The 15,050-nt window shown below is 71.8% G+C and carries 11 protein-coding genes; 5 read left to right on the top strand and 6 right to left on the bottom strand.

Annotated features, from left to right (window positions below):
• Positions 1-28: 28 nt before the first annotated feature.
• On the bottom strand, positions 29-3,550 hold the full coding sequence (dnaE, locus tag HCK04_RS01545; protein WP_142645045.1) for a DNA polymerase III subunit alpha: 3,522 nt from the start codon (positions 3,548-3,550) through the stop codon (positions 29-31).
• Between the two features lie 79 nt (positions 3,551-3,629).
• Entirely contained in the window at positions 3,630-4,640 is a 1,011-nt protein-coding gene (locus HCK04_RS44025; protein WP_142645044.1) for a chorismate mutase, read from the bottom strand.
• A gap of 339 nt (positions 4,641-4,979) precedes the next feature.
• Between HCK04_RS44025 and HCK04_RS43315 the strand changes: the two genes are divergently transcribed.
• Entirely contained in the window at positions 4,980-7,595 is a 2,616-nt protein-coding gene (locus HCK04_RS43315) for a serine/threonine-protein kinase (protein WP_142645043.1), read from the top strand.
• Positions 7,596-7,680: 85 nt separating this feature from the next.
• Here the strand turns inward: HCK04_RS43315 and HCK04_RS01530 are convergent, their stop codons facing one another.
• Both HCK04_RS01530 and HCK04_RS01525 read right to left on the bottom strand, forming a co-directional pair.
• Positions 7,681-8,172 (bottom strand): hypothetical protein, encoded by a 492-nt coding sequence (locus HCK04_RS01530; RefSeq protein ID WP_142645042.1) that lies wholly within the window; start codon positions 8,170-8,172, stop codon positions 7,681-7,683.
• 188 nt (positions 8,173-8,360) lie between these two features.
• Positions 8,361-9,134, bottom strand: a complete 774-nt coding sequence (locus HCK04_RS01525) for a MerR family transcriptional regulator (protein WP_142645041.1) — start codon at positions 9,132-9,134, stop codon at positions 8,361-8,363.
• 183 nt (positions 9,135-9,317) lie between these two features.
• On the opposite strand from HCK04_RS01525, the gene HCK04_RS01520 reads away from it, so the two are divergent.
• On the top strand, positions 9,318-10,043 hold the full coding sequence (locus HCK04_RS01520; RefSeq protein WP_142645040.1) for a GNAT family N-acetyltransferase: 726 nt from the start codon (positions 9,318-9,320) through the stop codon (positions 10,041-10,043).
• A gap of 30 nt (positions 10,044-10,073) precedes the next feature.
• Here HCK04_RS01520 and rpsD read toward each other — a convergent pair whose 3' ends face one another.
• A complete protein-coding gene (rpsD, locus tag HCK04_RS01515) occupies positions 10,074-10,688 on the bottom strand; it encodes a 30S ribosomal protein S4 (RefSeq protein WP_142645039.1) in 615 nt (204 codons plus the stop codon).
• Between the two features lie 66 nt (positions 10,689-10,754).
• Between rpsD and HCK04_RS01510 the strand changes: the two genes are divergently transcribed.
• From HCK04_RS01510 to HCK04_RS01500, 3 genes are all read left to right on the top strand, one after another.
• Positions 10,755-11,477 (top strand): DUF2470 domain-containing protein, encoded by a 723-nt coding sequence (locus HCK04_RS01510; RefSeq protein ID WP_142645038.1) that lies wholly within the window; start codon positions 10,755-10,757, stop codon positions 11,475-11,477.
• A 195-nt stretch (positions 11,478-11,672) separates the two neighbouring features.
• Complete coding sequence (locus HCK04_RS01505; RefSeq protein WP_142645037.1) at positions 11,673-12,818, top strand: sensor histidine kinase; 1,146 nt, start codon at positions 11,673-11,675, stop codon at positions 12,816-12,818.
• Positions 12,815-13,450: a response regulator transcription factor gene (locus HCK04_RS01500; protein WP_142645036.1), complete on the top strand. Its 636-nt coding sequence runs from the start codon at positions 12,815-12,817 to the stop codon at positions 13,448-13,450. The genes HCK04_RS01505 and HCK04_RS01500 overlap by 4 nt, the downstream gene beginning before the upstream one ends.
• Before the next feature lie 123 nt (positions 13,451-13,573).
• Here the strand turns inward: HCK04_RS01500 and HCK04_RS01495 are convergent, their stop codons facing one another.
• Positions 13,574-15,004, bottom strand: a complete 1,431-nt coding sequence (locus tag HCK04_RS01495; RefSeq protein WP_142645035.1) for a M1 family metallopeptidase — start codon at positions 15,002-15,004, stop codon at positions 13,574-13,576.
• Between the last annotated feature and the right edge of the window lie 46 nt (positions 15,005-15,050).

Genomic DNA, 15,050 nt, shown 5'->3' with positions numbered 1-15,050 from the left:
TCGTTCCCGGCCCCGGCCGGGCGCCCGGTCAACCGGCCAGGCAGGCCGGGCCGAGCAGCTGCTTGAGGTCGCCCATCAGGGCGGGCGAGGGGGTCACCCGGAGCCGGTCGTCCAGCCGCATGACCGTCGTGCGCGGCCCGTTGTGCACCTGGAGGTGGACCTCCGTGGTGCCGGGGTGGGTGGTCAGCACCTCCTTGAGCCGGCCGACGACGGGCGGCGTGCAGCGGTTGATCGGCATGCTGACCACCAGTGGCCCGCCGTTCTCGGCACTGAGGTCCGGCGCGGTCACCTCCATCGCGATGATCTTCGCGACGTCCTCCCGCTTGTCGATCCTGCCCTTGACGAAGACGATCGCGTCCTCGGCGAGCACGGTCGCGCAGAGCTGGTAGGCCGACGGGAAGATCATGACCTCGATCGAGCCCTCCAGGTCCTCCAGCATGGTGAGGACCCAGGTGTCGCCCTTCTTGGTCACCTTGCGCTGCAGGCCCGACAGGATGCCGCCGACCGTGACGACCTGCCCGTCGGGACGGCTGTCGTCCTGGAGGGCCGCGATCGAGCAGTCGGCGCCCGCCGACAGGATGTGCTCGACGCCGAACAGCGGGTGGTCGGAGACGTACAGGCCGAGCATCTCGCGCTCGAACTGCAGCAGCGTCGTCTTGTCCCACTCCCCCGGCGGGATCTGCACGTCGAAGGTCTGGTCTTCGGCGCCGTCGATCGCGCCGAACAGCGAGTCCTGGCCGATCGCCTCGTTCTTCTTGATGTCGATGATCGCGTCGACGGCCTGTTCGTGCACCATCAGCAGGCCCTTGCGCACGTGCCCGAACGAGTCGAACGCGCCCGACTTGATCAGCGACTCGATGACGCGCTTGTTGCAGACGATCGCGGGGACCTTGCGCAGGAAGTCCTTGAAGTCGGTGAACCTGCCCTTCTCCTTGCGCGCCGCGATGATCCCGTCGACGACGTTCGCGCCGACGTTGCGGATGGCCGACAGGCCGAACCGGATGTCGGTGCCGCGCGGGGTGAAGTCGAAGTCGGAGTCGTTGACGTCCGGCGGGAGCACCTTGATGCCCATGCGGCGGCACTCGTTGAGATAGAGGGCCGACTTGTCCTTGTCGTCCTTGACGCTGGTGAGCAGGGCCGCCATGTATTCGGCCGGGTAGTTGGCCTTGAGATAGGCGGTCCAGTAGGACACCAGGCCGTATCCGGCGGTGTGGGCCTTGTTGAAGGCGTAGTCGGAGAACGGCAGGAGGATGTCCCACAGGGCCTTGATGGCCGCGGCGGAGAACCCGTTCTCCTTCATGCCCTTCTCGAAGAACTCGAACTGCTTGTCCAGCTCGGCCTTCTTCTTCTTGCCCATCGCGCGGCGGAGCAGGTCGGCGCCGCCGAGCGTGTAGTTGGCCACCTTCTGGGCGATGGCCATGACCTGCTCCTGATAGACGATCAGGCCGTAGGTCGTGCTGAGGATGTCCTTGAGCGGCTCCTCCAGCTCGGGGTGGATCGGGGTGATCTCCTGCTGGCCGTTCTTGCGCAGCGCGTAGTTGGTGTGCGAGTTGGCGCCCATCGGGCCGGGCCGGTAGAGCGCGAGGGCCGCGGAGATGTCCTCGAAGTTGTCGGGCTTCATCAGCCGCAGCAGCGTGCGCATGCCGCCGCCGTCCAGCTGGAAGATGCCGAGCGTGTCGCCCTTGGCCAGCAGCTCGTACGTCTTGGTGTCGTCGAGCGGGAGCTCCAGCAGCTCGATCCTGTTCCCGGTGTTCGTCTCGATCATCTTGAGGCAGTCGTCGATGATCGTGAGGTTGCGCAGGCCCAGGAAGTCCATCTTCAGCAGGCCGAGCGTCTCGCAGGTCGGGTAGTCGAACTGCGTGATGATCGCGCCGTCGGAGTCGCGGCGCATGATCGGGATGTGGTCGGTCAGCGGCTCGGCCGACATGATGACGCCCGCGGCGTGCACGCCGGTCTGCCGGATCAGGCCCTCCAGGCCGCGCCCGAGGTCGATCGTCGCCTTGACGTCGACGTCCTCCTCGTACAGCTTGCGCAGCTCGCCCGCCTCGTTGTAGCGCGGGTGGTCGGAGTCGAAGATGCCCGACAGCGGGATGTCCTTGCCCATCACCGCCGGGGGGAACGCCTTGGAGATGCGGTCGCCCAGCGCGTACGGGTAACCGAGGACGCGGCCGGCGTCCTTCACGGCCGCCTTCGCCTTGATGGTGCCGAACGTGGCGATCATGGCGACCTTGTCGGCGCCCCATTTCTCGGTGACGTAGCGGATCACGTCGGCGCGCCGGCGCTCGTCGAAGTCGATGTCGATGTCGGGCATCGAGACGCGCTCGGGGTTGAGGAACCGCTCGAAGATCAGGCCGTGCGGGATCGGGTCGAGGTCGGTGATGCCCAGCGAGTACGCGACCAGCGAACCGGCGGCCGAACCACGGCCGGGACCGACCCGGATGCCGTTGTTCTTGGCCCACATGATGAAGTCGGCGACCACGAGGAAGTAGCTCGGGAAGCCCATCTGGATGATGACCGACAGCTCGTTCTCGACCCAGGCGCGGTGCTCCTCGTCGACGCCGCCGGGGAAGCGGCGCTTCATGCCCTCCCAGACCTGCTGCCGGAAGTACTCCTCCTCCGTCATCCCCTCGGGGATCGGGTAGGTCGGCATGAGGTTGTGGTAGGGGAAGAAGCCCTCGGGGTCGACCTTCTCGGCCACCAGCAGCGTGTTGCGGCAGCCCTCCTGCCAGATGTCGGAGGAGTCGACCGCCCGCATCTCGTCGGCCGTCTTGATGTAGTAGCCGCTGCCGTCGAACCGGAACCGGTCGGGGTCGCTGAGCTGCTTGCCCGTCTGGATGCACAGGAGGGCGTCGTGACCGGCGGCGTCCGACTCGTACGTGTAGTGGGAGTCGTTGGTGACCACCGGCGGGATGTCCAGCTCGCGGCTGATCCGGATCAGGCCGTCGCGGACCCGGCGCTCGATGTCGAGCCCGTGGTCCATGATCTCCAGGAAGTAGTTCTCCTTGCCGAAGATCTCCTGGTATTTCGCGGCGGCCTTGAGCGCCTCGTCGTACTGGCCGAGCCGCAGCCGGGTCTGCACCTCCCCGGACGGGCAGCCGGTCGTGGCCATCAGGCCGTCGGCGTGCTCGGCGAGGATGTCGGCGTCCATCCGGGCCCACTTGCGGACGAAGCCCTCGGTGTAGGCACGCGAGCTGAGCTTCATCAGGTTCTTCAGGCCGGTCTTGTTCCGCGCCCAGATGGTCATGTGGGTGTAGTAGCCACCCGCCGAGACGTCGTCGCTCTTCTGGTGCGGCTCGCCCCACAGCACCGGCTTCTTGTGCATGCGCGACTCGGGCGCGACGTACGCCTCGATGCCGAGGATGGGCTTCACCCCGGCGCCGGTCGCCTGCTTGTAGAAGTCGTAGGCGCCGTGCATGTTGCCGTGGTCGGTGATCGCGATCGCGGGCATCTCCAGCTCGCCCACGAGTTTGAACATCTGCTTCAGCCGCGCCGCTCCGTCGAGCATCGAATACTCGGTGTGGACGTGCAGATGAACAAACGAATCACCCATGAGACCCCCATCGTCACCGGACCGCGGACCAGAGCCTACGCCGCGATCGCCAACCAGTGGGACTCAGGTGAAACAGAGTTTATCTCCGTTCCTCGCCGTCGCGCGTCTCCTCCGACAGGCGCAGCCCGGCCTCGATCACGGCGTTCATGATGGGGGCGAGCCGACCCGCGCCGAGGCTGGGGGCGCGGCGGGCCATGGCCTCCACGAGGCGCCGCTCACGCTCCATGTCGCGCCCCCGGAACCCGCCGACGGGCTTGAGCCGCTGGATGCGCCCGGCCAGCGCGGCCCGGCGTTCGAGCAGCGTGGCGAGGGCCGCGTCCACCCGGTCGATCGCGGCCCGGGCCGCGCCGAGGGTCTCGGGGTCGTCGCGCCGCACGAGCGCCGCCATGACCGTCGCCGCCTCGTGCGCCGCCGCGAGGGCCGGCGCGGGCGCGCCCGGGGCGACCAGCAGGCCGTCCGCGCCCGCCGCCACCGCCGCGTTCGCGAGCCCGCCGTCGGCGCCCAGCCCGGCGAGCACGGGACGGCCTGCCCGCTCCCGAGCGGCGCGCATGAGCCCGAGATCGGGCGCGGCGTCCTCCGCGTGACCGCCGCTCTCGCATAGCACGACCGCCTCGTTGCCCTCGGCGGCGCAGTCGTCCGCCGCGGCCAGCCACTCCTCCAGCGTCGCCGCCCGCCCGTTCCGGCCGGCTCCCCGCTGGAGGACGACAGGGAGCCCGAGCCGGGCCGCGGCGCGGACGAGATCGGGGTCGGCCGCCCAGGCCGCCCCGACCACCACGCCGTCGGCGTGCCGGGCCACGATGGACAGGTCGGCGACCGTGGCGGGCTCCATCAGCAGTGGGCCGGCCTCGGCGACCGCCCTGTCTCGCGAGGAACCCTCCCCGGAAGCGTCCCCGTGCTCGGGCCCCGCGCCGTCCGCGGAAGTGCCGGCGGGAGCGCCGGGAGCGCCTGGAGTGCCGGGGATCGTGCCGTCGCCGCGCAGGCGCACCCAGCGGGCGTCCCGGCCCCCGATGACCACAACGGGGCGCCCGTCGCCGATCACGAGGTCGCCGATCCGTACGGCATCGCGGTCGAGTTGGGCTGCCTTCGTCATGTGGGCTCCTCCATGAGCGCCCCCGCGGAACCGGCGGTCCGCCACGAGGGCTCGCTGAGATCGGGACTGGCCGAGAAAACGAACGTCCGAAAACCAAAAAGGCAGAGACGCTGGCGTCCCTGCCTCAAGCCGGCTCCGGATGGTCGCTAGCTCACGTCACGCGACCGGCTCTCCGGAGCCGGCCTCGTAAACGAGCTGTACCTACCCATAACAAGGACCTTAGCAGCGGCGGGCCACGACTCGAACCGATTTGTCTCGGATTCCGGGATCGCCTGTCATGTACGCGGTTGATCCCTTTGCCATCCGTGGGACGATTCATGGGTCCAGGAAGGGGTTCGAGTGTCGCGTGCGGAAGGCCGGCTCGTCGGAGGCCGGTACCAGTTGGTGGAGCCGATCGGCCGGGGTGGCATGGGCGTGGTATGGCGCGCCCACGACCAGTTGCTGGACCGCGCGGTCGCGGTCAAGGAGGTCCGCTACGACAGCGCCATGGGCGACGAGCTCAGCGACCTCAATCGCCGGACCATGCGCGAGGCCCGGGCCGCGGGCCGCCTCACCCACCCCAACGTGGTGGTCGTCCACGACGTGATCGAGGAGGACGACCGCCCCTGGATCATCATGCAGCTCGTGCCGTCCCGCTCGCTGGGGCAGGTGATCAGGGAGGACGGCCCGCTGTCCGCCGAGCGCACCGTCGAGATCGGCCTGCAGATCCTCGACGCGCTGCGCGCCGCCCACCGCCAGGGCGTGCTGCACCGCGACGTCAAGCCGGAGAACGTGCTGCTCACCGATGACGGCCGGGTGGTCCTGACCGACTTCGGCATCGCCAGGCTCGAAGCCGACTCCACCATGACCCGCACCGGCCTCGTCGGCACCCCCGCCTTCATCGCCCCCGAACGGCTCCGCGGCGAGGCCGCCCAGCGCGAATCGGACCTGTGGTCGCTCGGCGCCACGCTCTACACGGCGGTGGAGGGCAAGCCCCCGCACGACCGGGGCATGGCGATGGCCACCATGCACGCCGTGCTGAACGACGACCCGGCCCCGCCGCGGCGCGCGGGCGCGCTGGGTTCCGTCCTCCAAAGGATGCTGGCCAAGGAGCCCGCCGACCGGCCCGGCTATGACGAGCTCATCCGGCTGCTCAAGCGGGCGGCGCGGGAGCTGGCCCCGCCGCCGTCCCGGCCCGCCGCCGAGCCCGCCTCCCCGCAGGCCGCGAAGCCGGAGGCCGCGAAGCCCGAAACGCCCGCCTCCCGGCAGGGCAAGGCGTCCCGGGGTGCGGCGCCGTACCCGCCCGTGTCCCCCTCGCCCGCGTCTTCGCCGGAGGCCTCCTCCTCCCGAAGGGACGAGGCGGCGGAGCGCACCCCCGCCGCCGGTGAGGGAGGAGCGGCCGGGCGCGGCGGCGCCCTGCGCGATGCCGCGGGCCCCGGCGAGATCACCTCGCCCCTCCCGGTCATCCGCGACGACGCGGCACCCGGACAGGCGGACGGCCCGGCCCAGGAGCGGCCCGGGAAGACTCCGGCGGCCATGCCGGAGACCGGCGCGCAGGCCGCCCCGCCCGCCCGTACGACGCCTTCGACCGGCACTTCCGCCAAGGGGAGGCCCGGGAAGGAGGACGGCCGGGCGGCGGACGCGGACGCCGGCGACGGCACCACCAGGATCGCCCCCGCCGCCTCCGCGGGCTCCGTGGCCTCCGTGGCCTCCGGTGGGAAGGGCCGTAATGGGCAGGAGGGCTCGTCCGCCGCCGGGAAGGCGAAGGATTCCGGCGCCTCCTCCGGTGAGCGCCCCGCCACCACGGCCTCCGGGTCGAGCGCGACACCGAAGGGCGCCACGGGCGGGAGCACCACAGGCGGGAGCACCACAGGGGGAAGCACCACAGGGGGAAGCACCACAGGGGGGAGCGCCGCGTCGAAGGCCGCGGCGGGTTCGGCCTCGTCCGCGTCGTCCGCGTCGTCCGCCCCATCTGGTTCGTCCGGTTCGTTCGCCTCCTCCGGTTCCACCGGCTCCGGGAGCTCCGGCGGCTTCGGGGGTTCCGGTGGCGGCAGCCGTACGTCCCGGCCCTACGCGAACGACCGGCCCACGCCGGGTGCGGGCGACGAGCGGCCCGCCGCCACGGCGGACCGTACGCAGGAGTCCTCGGGCGGCATCGCCGGGAGCCCGATCGCCGGGCTGCGGCAGGCGTCCCCGACGATTCCCCCGCAGGACGGGGCGGCCTGGCAGGGGTCGCCGACCAGCCTGGTCGTGCCGCGGTCGTCGAACAGCCTGCTGAAGGTCGCGTTGATCCTCGTTCCCGCGCTGCTGGTCATCGCCGGTGTGGCGGGGTACCTCGGCCTGCGGGCGGGTGAAGGCGACTCGGGAAGCGACCCCGCCGCCGGGCCGAACGCGGCCGCGGCGGTCGGGGGCGGCGACACGCCCTCCGCTGCGGAGCCCTCATCGGCCGCGCCGAACTCCCCCGAGCCGTCCGCGTCGGAAGAGGAGACGAAGTCCCCCGAGCCCTCCCCCAGCCCCAAGACCTCCGAGCCCGCCGGTGTCCCCGACGGGTGGCACAAGTACAAGCACTCCAGCGGGTTCTCCATCGCGCTGCCGAAGGGATGGCATGTCGACGGCAGGGGCAACGGCGAGGTCCGCTTCCGCGGCGACTCGCACACCTATCTGGAGGTCCACCACACCACGAGTCCCGAGTCGGACGCGCTGAAGGTCTGGCGGCGCGACGTGCCGGGCATGAGCCGGAACTTCCCCGGCTACAAGCTCGTCGAGATCCGCGAGGTCAAGGGGTTCTGGAAGACCGCGGCCGACTGGGAGTTCACCTTCGGCGACAGCCGCTATCGGTCCCGGGTGATCGACCGTGGCTTCGTCACCGACAAGCACAACGGCTACGCGCTGCTCTACAAGACCCAGGACAAGGACTGGAAGAAGAAGAAAGAGCTCTTCGAGACCATCGCCTCCACCTTCAAGCCGGCGAAGTAGCGACCGGCGGGCGTGTCACGCCGGTGACCGCGGGCGCTCATACGCGGGTGCCCGCGGTCCCGGCACTGGCGGCGACGCGATGCGGTCAGGGCTGGCCGACGTAGTCGACCACCACGGTCGCCGGGCGGGCGGTCCAGCTGTCGTCCACGGGGGTGAACGTCACCTTCCCGGAGCCGTAGCACGGCAGTGTCGCGGTGGCCGGGATGTCGGCCTTGACCCCGTAGTAGCGCAGCACGAGCGCCCTTGTGACGGTCGACGGGTCGCCCAGGTTCACCGCGATCGAGGTGCCGCCGCTGCCGGTGTAGCCGAGGCCCGCGAGCGACGACGCGATCCCGGCGGGCCGCACCTCCACCGTCTGCCCGGGTAACGGATGCCCGGTCTGTCCAGGGAATACCGGCCCATAGCACGCCATCTTGATGACCGTGTGGCTGGTCTGGCCGTTGACGAAACCGTAGAAGTACTCGTGGGGGCCGATGGGAGCGGGGTCGGCGACCTCGGCCGAGGCGGGGAGCGCGGTGGCCGCCACGAGGACGGCGGCGGCCAGGGGGACGAGGCGCGCGGCGGCGGTGCGGAACACGGAACCTCCGGCTGACGACAGGTGCGCGAACGGGCGATCCGGACGGTAGGCCGGTCCTTCCTGCCGGTCAACGTCCGCTGTCCCCCGCTCGGCCCGGCGCTCGGAAGACGCGGCGGAACGGGTGAAACGTTCACCGGCTCAGCTCCGCCTCGGCGCCCCGGCCCCCTGACCACCGTGGCGGGGCGGGCTCAGCCGGTGTGGCGGGCCTGCGCCAGGTAGGCCACCAGGCCGGCGATCCGTTCGGCCGGCCAGGGCAGGCTCCGGCCGATCTCCGCGCTGTTGTCCTGCCACATCCTCTGGGCCGCCGCCCTCGTCCGCTCGCCCTCCGGTCCGGCGGGGTGGAACCGGCCCGCGAGGGCGTCCCAGCGGCGTACGAGGTCGCGGGCGCGCTCGTCCTCCGCGGGAACGCCGGTCTCCACGAGCCGCAGGCCCTCCTCTACGAGCCCCTTCCATTCGTGCTTGGCCGCTTCGACGCCCTCGCCGCCCAGGGCGGCCCTGCGCTCGGCCAGCCGCTCGCGCTGCTCTTCGGTCAAGTAGGTCTCGAACACCGACATCAACTCCAATGCGGTCATCAACCGGTCCGGATCGGGGCCGGACGAGTCGCCGGCCTGCCGGAGCAGGCCGCGGACCCGCCGGCGCAGCATCCCGATCAGCTCGGCATGCTCGTCGAGCCTGCGCAACTGCGCCGTCAGCAGATGGCGCATCGACTCGGGGTCGTCCGCCGCGCCGTCGAGAACGCCCGCGATCTCCTCCAGCGACAGGCCGAGGGTCCGCAGGGTGCGGACGCGGTACAGCCGCCGCAGGTCCCGCTCGGTGTAGCGGCGGTGCCCGGCGGGCGTACGCTCGCTCGCGCGCAGCAGCCCGATCTCGTCGTAGTGGTAGAGAGCGCGCACCGTCATCCCGGTCGCCCGTGCCAGCTCGCCGATCGACCATCGCCGCCCGGCGTCGTCCGTCCCGATCACGCTCGGAACGCTACGACCTCCCGCCGCGTAGGGTTCAAGCCCCGCGAGCGCGCGATCACCGGCGTCCGGCAGGCCTCCCTCTGCCGAGGACGGGAACCCGCCTGACTACACTGCGGCTGCGATCCGGTCGCGACGCCGTCGAAGGCTGGAGCTCCCCCGCCCGGAAACGAAAGGCACGGCACGATGGCCGACCGCGACACCGCCGCACTCGACGACCCCGTCGGCGAGTCGCTTCGCGGCCACCACGCGCACCTGGCCCGCCGGATCGGACGGGCGGCCGGTTATCCGCCGGAGATCGCGACGTTCTCCACGGTGTCCGCCGACCCCGGCCCGGCCGAGTGGGACGACCTCGCGCGGCTGCTCGGTCGCGGCGGGTTCGCCGATCTGTTCAGCTCCCCGGCTACCCCGCCCGCGGACTGGGAGCCGGTGTTCAGCCTCGACGGCTTCCAGATGATCTGGCCCGAGGGCGCCCACCCCGGTCACACGGAGGCCCAACCCGCTCATGCGGAAGCCGAGTCCGGCGCGCGGATCGCCGAGCTGGGCGCCGGCGACGTGCCCGAGATGCTCGATCTCACCGCGCGGACCCGGCCTGGGCCGTTCTGGCCCCGGACCCCCGAGCTCGGCGCCTATCTCGGCGTCCGCGAGAACGGGGCCCTGGTCGCCATGGCGGGCGAACGGCTCCGCCCGCCCGGGTGGACCGAGATCAGCGCCGTCTGCGCCGCCCCCGAGGCCCGCGGGCGCGGTCACGCCTCCCGCCTGGTGCGCGCCCTGGTCGCCCGCATCACGGCGCGCGGCGAGCGCCCGTTCCTCCACGTGGCCGAGGCCAACGTCGCCGCGATCGCGCTCTACGAGCGGCTCGGTTTCAAGGTCCGCAGGCGCGTGACGTTCCGCGGGTTCCGCACACCCTGACCGGCCGTCACGCCCGCCGCCGTCGCGGCGTCAGCGGGAGTAGTGCTCGACCACGAGCTGCTCGTCCACCGGCACGGCGATCTCCTCGCGTACGGGTCGCCGCAGCAGCGTGAAGCGCAGCGCGCGGTGGTCCACGTCGAGGTAGGGGGCGATCCGCTCGTCCGCGTACGCGCCCTCGGCGGCGGCCGCGAACGGCTGCATCCGGACCGACCGCTCCCGTACGGCCACCGACTGGCCCGGCTTGACCTGGTAGCTCGGGATGTCCACCTTGCGGCCGTCGACCGTGATGTGCCCGTGGTTCACGTACTGCCGGGCGGCGTAGATGGACGGTGCGAGGCCGGCCCGCAGGACGAGCGAGGCGAGCCGGGTCTCCAGCAGCGCCACCAGTTCCTCCCCCGAACGGCCGGGGCGGCGGACGGCCAGATCCCAGTAGCGGCGGAGCTGACGTTCCGGCACGTCGTAATACCAGCGGAGCTTCTGCTTCTCCAGCAGCCGCATTCCGTAGTCGCCGGTGTTGCGCCGGCTGGTCTTGCGGCCGTGCTCCCCCGGCGGGTAGGGCCGGGCCTCGAAGTACTTCACCGCCTTCCGGGTGAGCGGGACGCCCGCCCGGCGCGACAGCCGCACCTTCGGACCCGTGTAACGCATGACGCCTCTTTTCAAGTTAGGTGAGCCTTACTAAGGTAAGCCTAACCTACGAAGCGAGGAGCTCTCATGCGCCACCCGGTCACCGCAGCCCCCATCCCCGAACGCGTACGGACGCTCGCGGCGGTTGCGGCGCCCACGCACGTCTCCGTCGCCGGGTCCGGCGTGCCCACGGCCACCGCCCGGGGCGGCGTGGACGGCACGGGCCGGCCGGTCCTGCTCGTGAAGCCCGGCGAGACCCTGTACGGCACGCCCGCGGAGACCCTGGTGACGGTCGACCTCACAGTGAGCAGGGAGGTCGGCGGGGTCGAGCGGCAGCGCGCCCTGCTGAAGGTGCGGGGGTGGACGCAGCCCGTGCCGGAGGCGGAGACGCGGGCCACCGCCGTCGCCATCGCGGAGGCGTGCCCCGACGAGGACCTGTTCGCGGCGGTCGAGGGCGGCGGTCCCGCGCTGCTGCGCGTCGACGTCTGCCACGTGATCTACCTGACCGGCCAGGAGTCGGGCGTCCTCGACGCCGAGAGCTACCTCGCCTCGGCTCCCGACCCGTTGCTCCCTCTGGCCGAACGCATGGTGCGGCACGTCAACGAGTCCCACGCGCGGCAGCTGAAGGAGGCGGTGGAGAGGCTGACGGGGGAACCGGCCCAGGAGGAGGTGTGGCTGTGGGAGCTCGACCGCTACGGCGCCACACTGCGGCCGGGGCCCGGCCACCTGGTGAGGATCCCCTGGCCCGCGCCCGTCACGACGCCCGCGGCACTCGAACACGCCCTGGCCTGTCTCATGCACGCCTCCTGAGCGACGGCCTCCCGCGTACGTGCGGGCGGGCCGCTACTCGCATACCGCCCACACGGGCGTGGCGGCTCTCATGCGAGGAACGCTGGGTTCGCCCCGTTCGCGGGCACATCGAGCGGCGGATAGACACGGGCATGACCTTCGTCATGGCCCCGATGGGCGATTGCATCCGGTCCGGATCTCTCTAAGGTCGAGACCATGGCGCGTTTCGACTGGCTTCGCGACGCCGACCGGCCGTTCCTGTTCAACGTCGTGTTCTGGGCGATGACGGCCCTGCTGGCCGCCAGCCTCACTCAATGGGTCGCGGCCGGCCCCGCCGCCCGGCCGCAGGTCGTGCTCTTCGGCGCCAACCTCGTGCTGCTCGCGGTGCTCTGGCCGGTGCTTCCCTGGAATCCGGCGCGAGGCCGCCATTGGGTGGCCCCGCTGTTCCTGGCGGCGACGATCATGCTGGGGTTCACCGGTTCGCGGCAGACCCACCTGCCGCTGATCCTCATCGCGGTGGCCGACCTGGCCTTCCTGTACGGCATGCGCGTCGCGACGGCCATCCTGTCGGGCGTCGTGGTCCTGTGCGCCGTCACGCCTCCGCTCGTCGGCGACACCATCGCCGACGGCCTGGTCCAGGCCGCCTGGATGGCGGCGTTCTCCGCGTTCGTCCTGGGCATGGTGGCGTCCATACGCGAGGCGCGGCGCAGGCGCGAGGAGGCCCAGGGGTTGCTGGAGCGGATCAGGGAGCTGGCCGTCGCCGAGGAACGGGCGCGGATGGCGGCGGAGATGCACGACTCGGTCGGCCATCACCTCACCGTCATCAAGATGGGCCTGGAGAACGCCGAGCGGTTCCGCGAGCGCCGCCCCGAGGCCGCCTGGGCGGAGGTCCGCCAGGCCAAGGAGCTCACCGTGGAGGCGCTGGCCGACGCGCGGCGCTGGGTGCGGGCGCTGCGGCCGCTCGCGCTCGACGGCCGCGTCGGCAGCGCCGCGCTCGAACGGCTCGCGGCGTCGTTCGACGGCACCGGTATCAGCGTGAGCTTCGAGGTGCGGGGCGAGGAGCGGCGCCTGGAGGCCGACACCGAGCTCGTCCTCTATCGGGTGCTGCAGGAGGGCCTCACCAACGCGCTGCGGCACGCGAAGGCCGAGCACGTGCACGGCACGCTGACGTTCGGCGACGGCCGGGTGGCGCTCGTGGTCAGCGACGACGGAACGGGCCGGGACGACGGCTCGCGCGGCTTCGGGCTGGCGTCGCTGGCCGATCGGGCCAGGGCGCTCGGCGGCACGCTGGCCGGCGGCAACAGGCCGGGCGGCGGGTTCGAGCTGCGCGCCGAGCTGCCGCTGGCGGGGGTGCGGGCGTGACGCCGGTCACGGTGGTGCTGGTGGACGACCAGGCGCTGCTGCGCCAGGGCCTGCGCAAGCTGCTGGAGGTCGAGGACGGCATCGAGGTCGTCGGCGAGGCGGCCGACGGCCACGAGGCGCTGCGGGTGATCGGCGAGCGACGGCCGCACGTGGCGCTCGTGGACATGCGCATGCCGGGCATGAACGGCGTGGAGCTGATCGTCCGTCTGGCCGCCGGGCATCCGGAGGTGGCGGTCGTCGTGCTCAGCACGTTCGACGAGGACGAGTACATCTTCGGCGCGCTGCGCGGCGGCGCGACCGGCTATCTGCTGAAGGACTGCTCGCCGGAGGAGCTGGTCTCGGCCGTCCACCGGGTGAGCCGCGGGGAGACCGTGCTGGGCAGCCCGGTGGCGGCCCGGCTGGTCGCCGAGCTGCGGCACCTGCCGGTGAACGCGGTCGCCTTCCGCGGGCGGGAGCTGCTGTCGGCCCGCGAGGTGGAGGTGGCGCGGATGGTCGCCGCCGGGGCGGCCAACAGGGAGATCGCGGCCCGGCTGTGCATCACCGAGGGCACGGTCAAGAACCACGTGTCGAGCGTGCTGCGCAAGCTGGGTCTGCGCGACCGCACCCAGCTCGCCCTGCACCTGCGCCCCTGACGCCGCCGCCGCCGACCGGAAGAAGCCCGGCCGCGAAAAGCCCGGCCGGAAAGCCTCCGGCGATGAAAGCCCCACGCCATGAAACCCGGCGGCTCCCGCGGAACGGGAGCCGCCGGAGGAGGGTCACCAGGAGGTGGGCTTGCCCTTCTGGTACAGCCACACGTCGAAGAACGCCTGCAGGTCCTTGCCCGAGACCTTCTCCGCCGCCTTGATGAAGTCGGCGGTGCTGGCGTTGCCATACCGGTGCTGGGTCGTCCAGTCCTTGATCAGCGTGAAGAAGGCGGTGTCGCCGATCTTGCCGCGCAGCGCGTGCAGCGTCATCGCGCCGCGGTTGTACGGCACGTTGCCGAACATGTCCTCGGGGCCGGGGTCGGCCGTGACGACCTGCCAGAACGACGAGGTCGCCGCCCGGCCGTAGTTGCTGGAGCTGTCGAACGTCTGCTGCACGGTGGCGCCGCCGGTGTGCTCGGTCCACAGCCAGCTCGCGTACGTCGCGAAGCCCTCGTTGAGCCAGATGTCGGACCACTTGGCGACGCTCACGCTGTCGCCGTACCACTGGTGCGCGAGCTCGTGCGCCATCGTGCCGACGCTGGGCGCACTGGAGAAGATCGGCTTGGTCTGGCTCTCCAGGGCGTAGCCGACGTCCGGCGCGCGGTCGATGATGGCGCCCGCCTGGTTGTACGGGTACGGCCCGAAGATCGAGGAGAAGAACTCCAGGATGTCGGGGATCCGGGCGACGGCCGCCGCCGACTGGGCCTCCAGGCGCGGGTCCACGGCCGTGTAGACCGGGATGCCGCTCGGCGTGGTCGTCTCGTTCACGGTGAAGTTCCCCAGCGTCACGGTGGCGAGGTAGGTCGCCATCGGCTCGGCCGAGTCCCACACGAACGTCGTCTTGCCCTTCGCGGTCGTCTTGGACACCAGGCGGCCGTTGCCGACCACCGTGACGCCCTCGGGGACCGTCGCGTGGAAGGTGAACGTCGCCTTGTCCGTGGGGCTGTCGTTGGACGGCAGCCAGGCCGGGGCGCCCTGCGGCTCGCCCGGCACGAAGGCGCCGTCGTCGGTCGGCACCCAGCCCTCGATCGAGCCGTCGGGGTCGGTGACGACCGGCGGCGTCCCGGCGTACGTCACCGTGACCGTGAACGTCTCCCCGGCCTTGAGCTTCGGCCGCGGCGTGACGACGAGCTCCTGCCCGTCGCGGCGGAAGTCGGCCGGGTGCTTGCCCACCTTCAGCGACGTGATCTCCGGGCCCCGGAAGTCCAGGTCGAACTGGTCGAGGTCCTGGGTGGCGACCGCGGTGATCACCGTCGTGGCGTCCATGACCTTGGTGGCGGGGTCGTAGGAGAACGTGACGTCATAGTGCTGAACGTCGTAGCCGCCGTTGCCCTGGTCGGGGAAGTACGGGTCGCCGAGCGAGGGGGCGCCGGCGGAGAAGCGCGGCTCCCCGGGCTTGCCGGGGGCCGCGAGAGCCGTGGTCGCCTGGGTGGTGGCGAGCAGCGCGGCCGCGAGGGCCGCACCGCCGAGCCGCACCGCCCGGCGCGAGCGGGACGAGGTCATGAGGTTCCTTTCGGAGGGCCGGGCGGCCGGGAGACCGGCCGCCCGG

The organism is Microbispora sp. CL1-1, assembly GCF_012034195.1.
GTDB lineage: Bacteria > Actinomycetota > Actinomycetes > Streptosporangiales > Streptosporangiaceae > Microbispora.
This window is presented reverse-complemented; position numbering and strand designations above follow the sequence as displayed.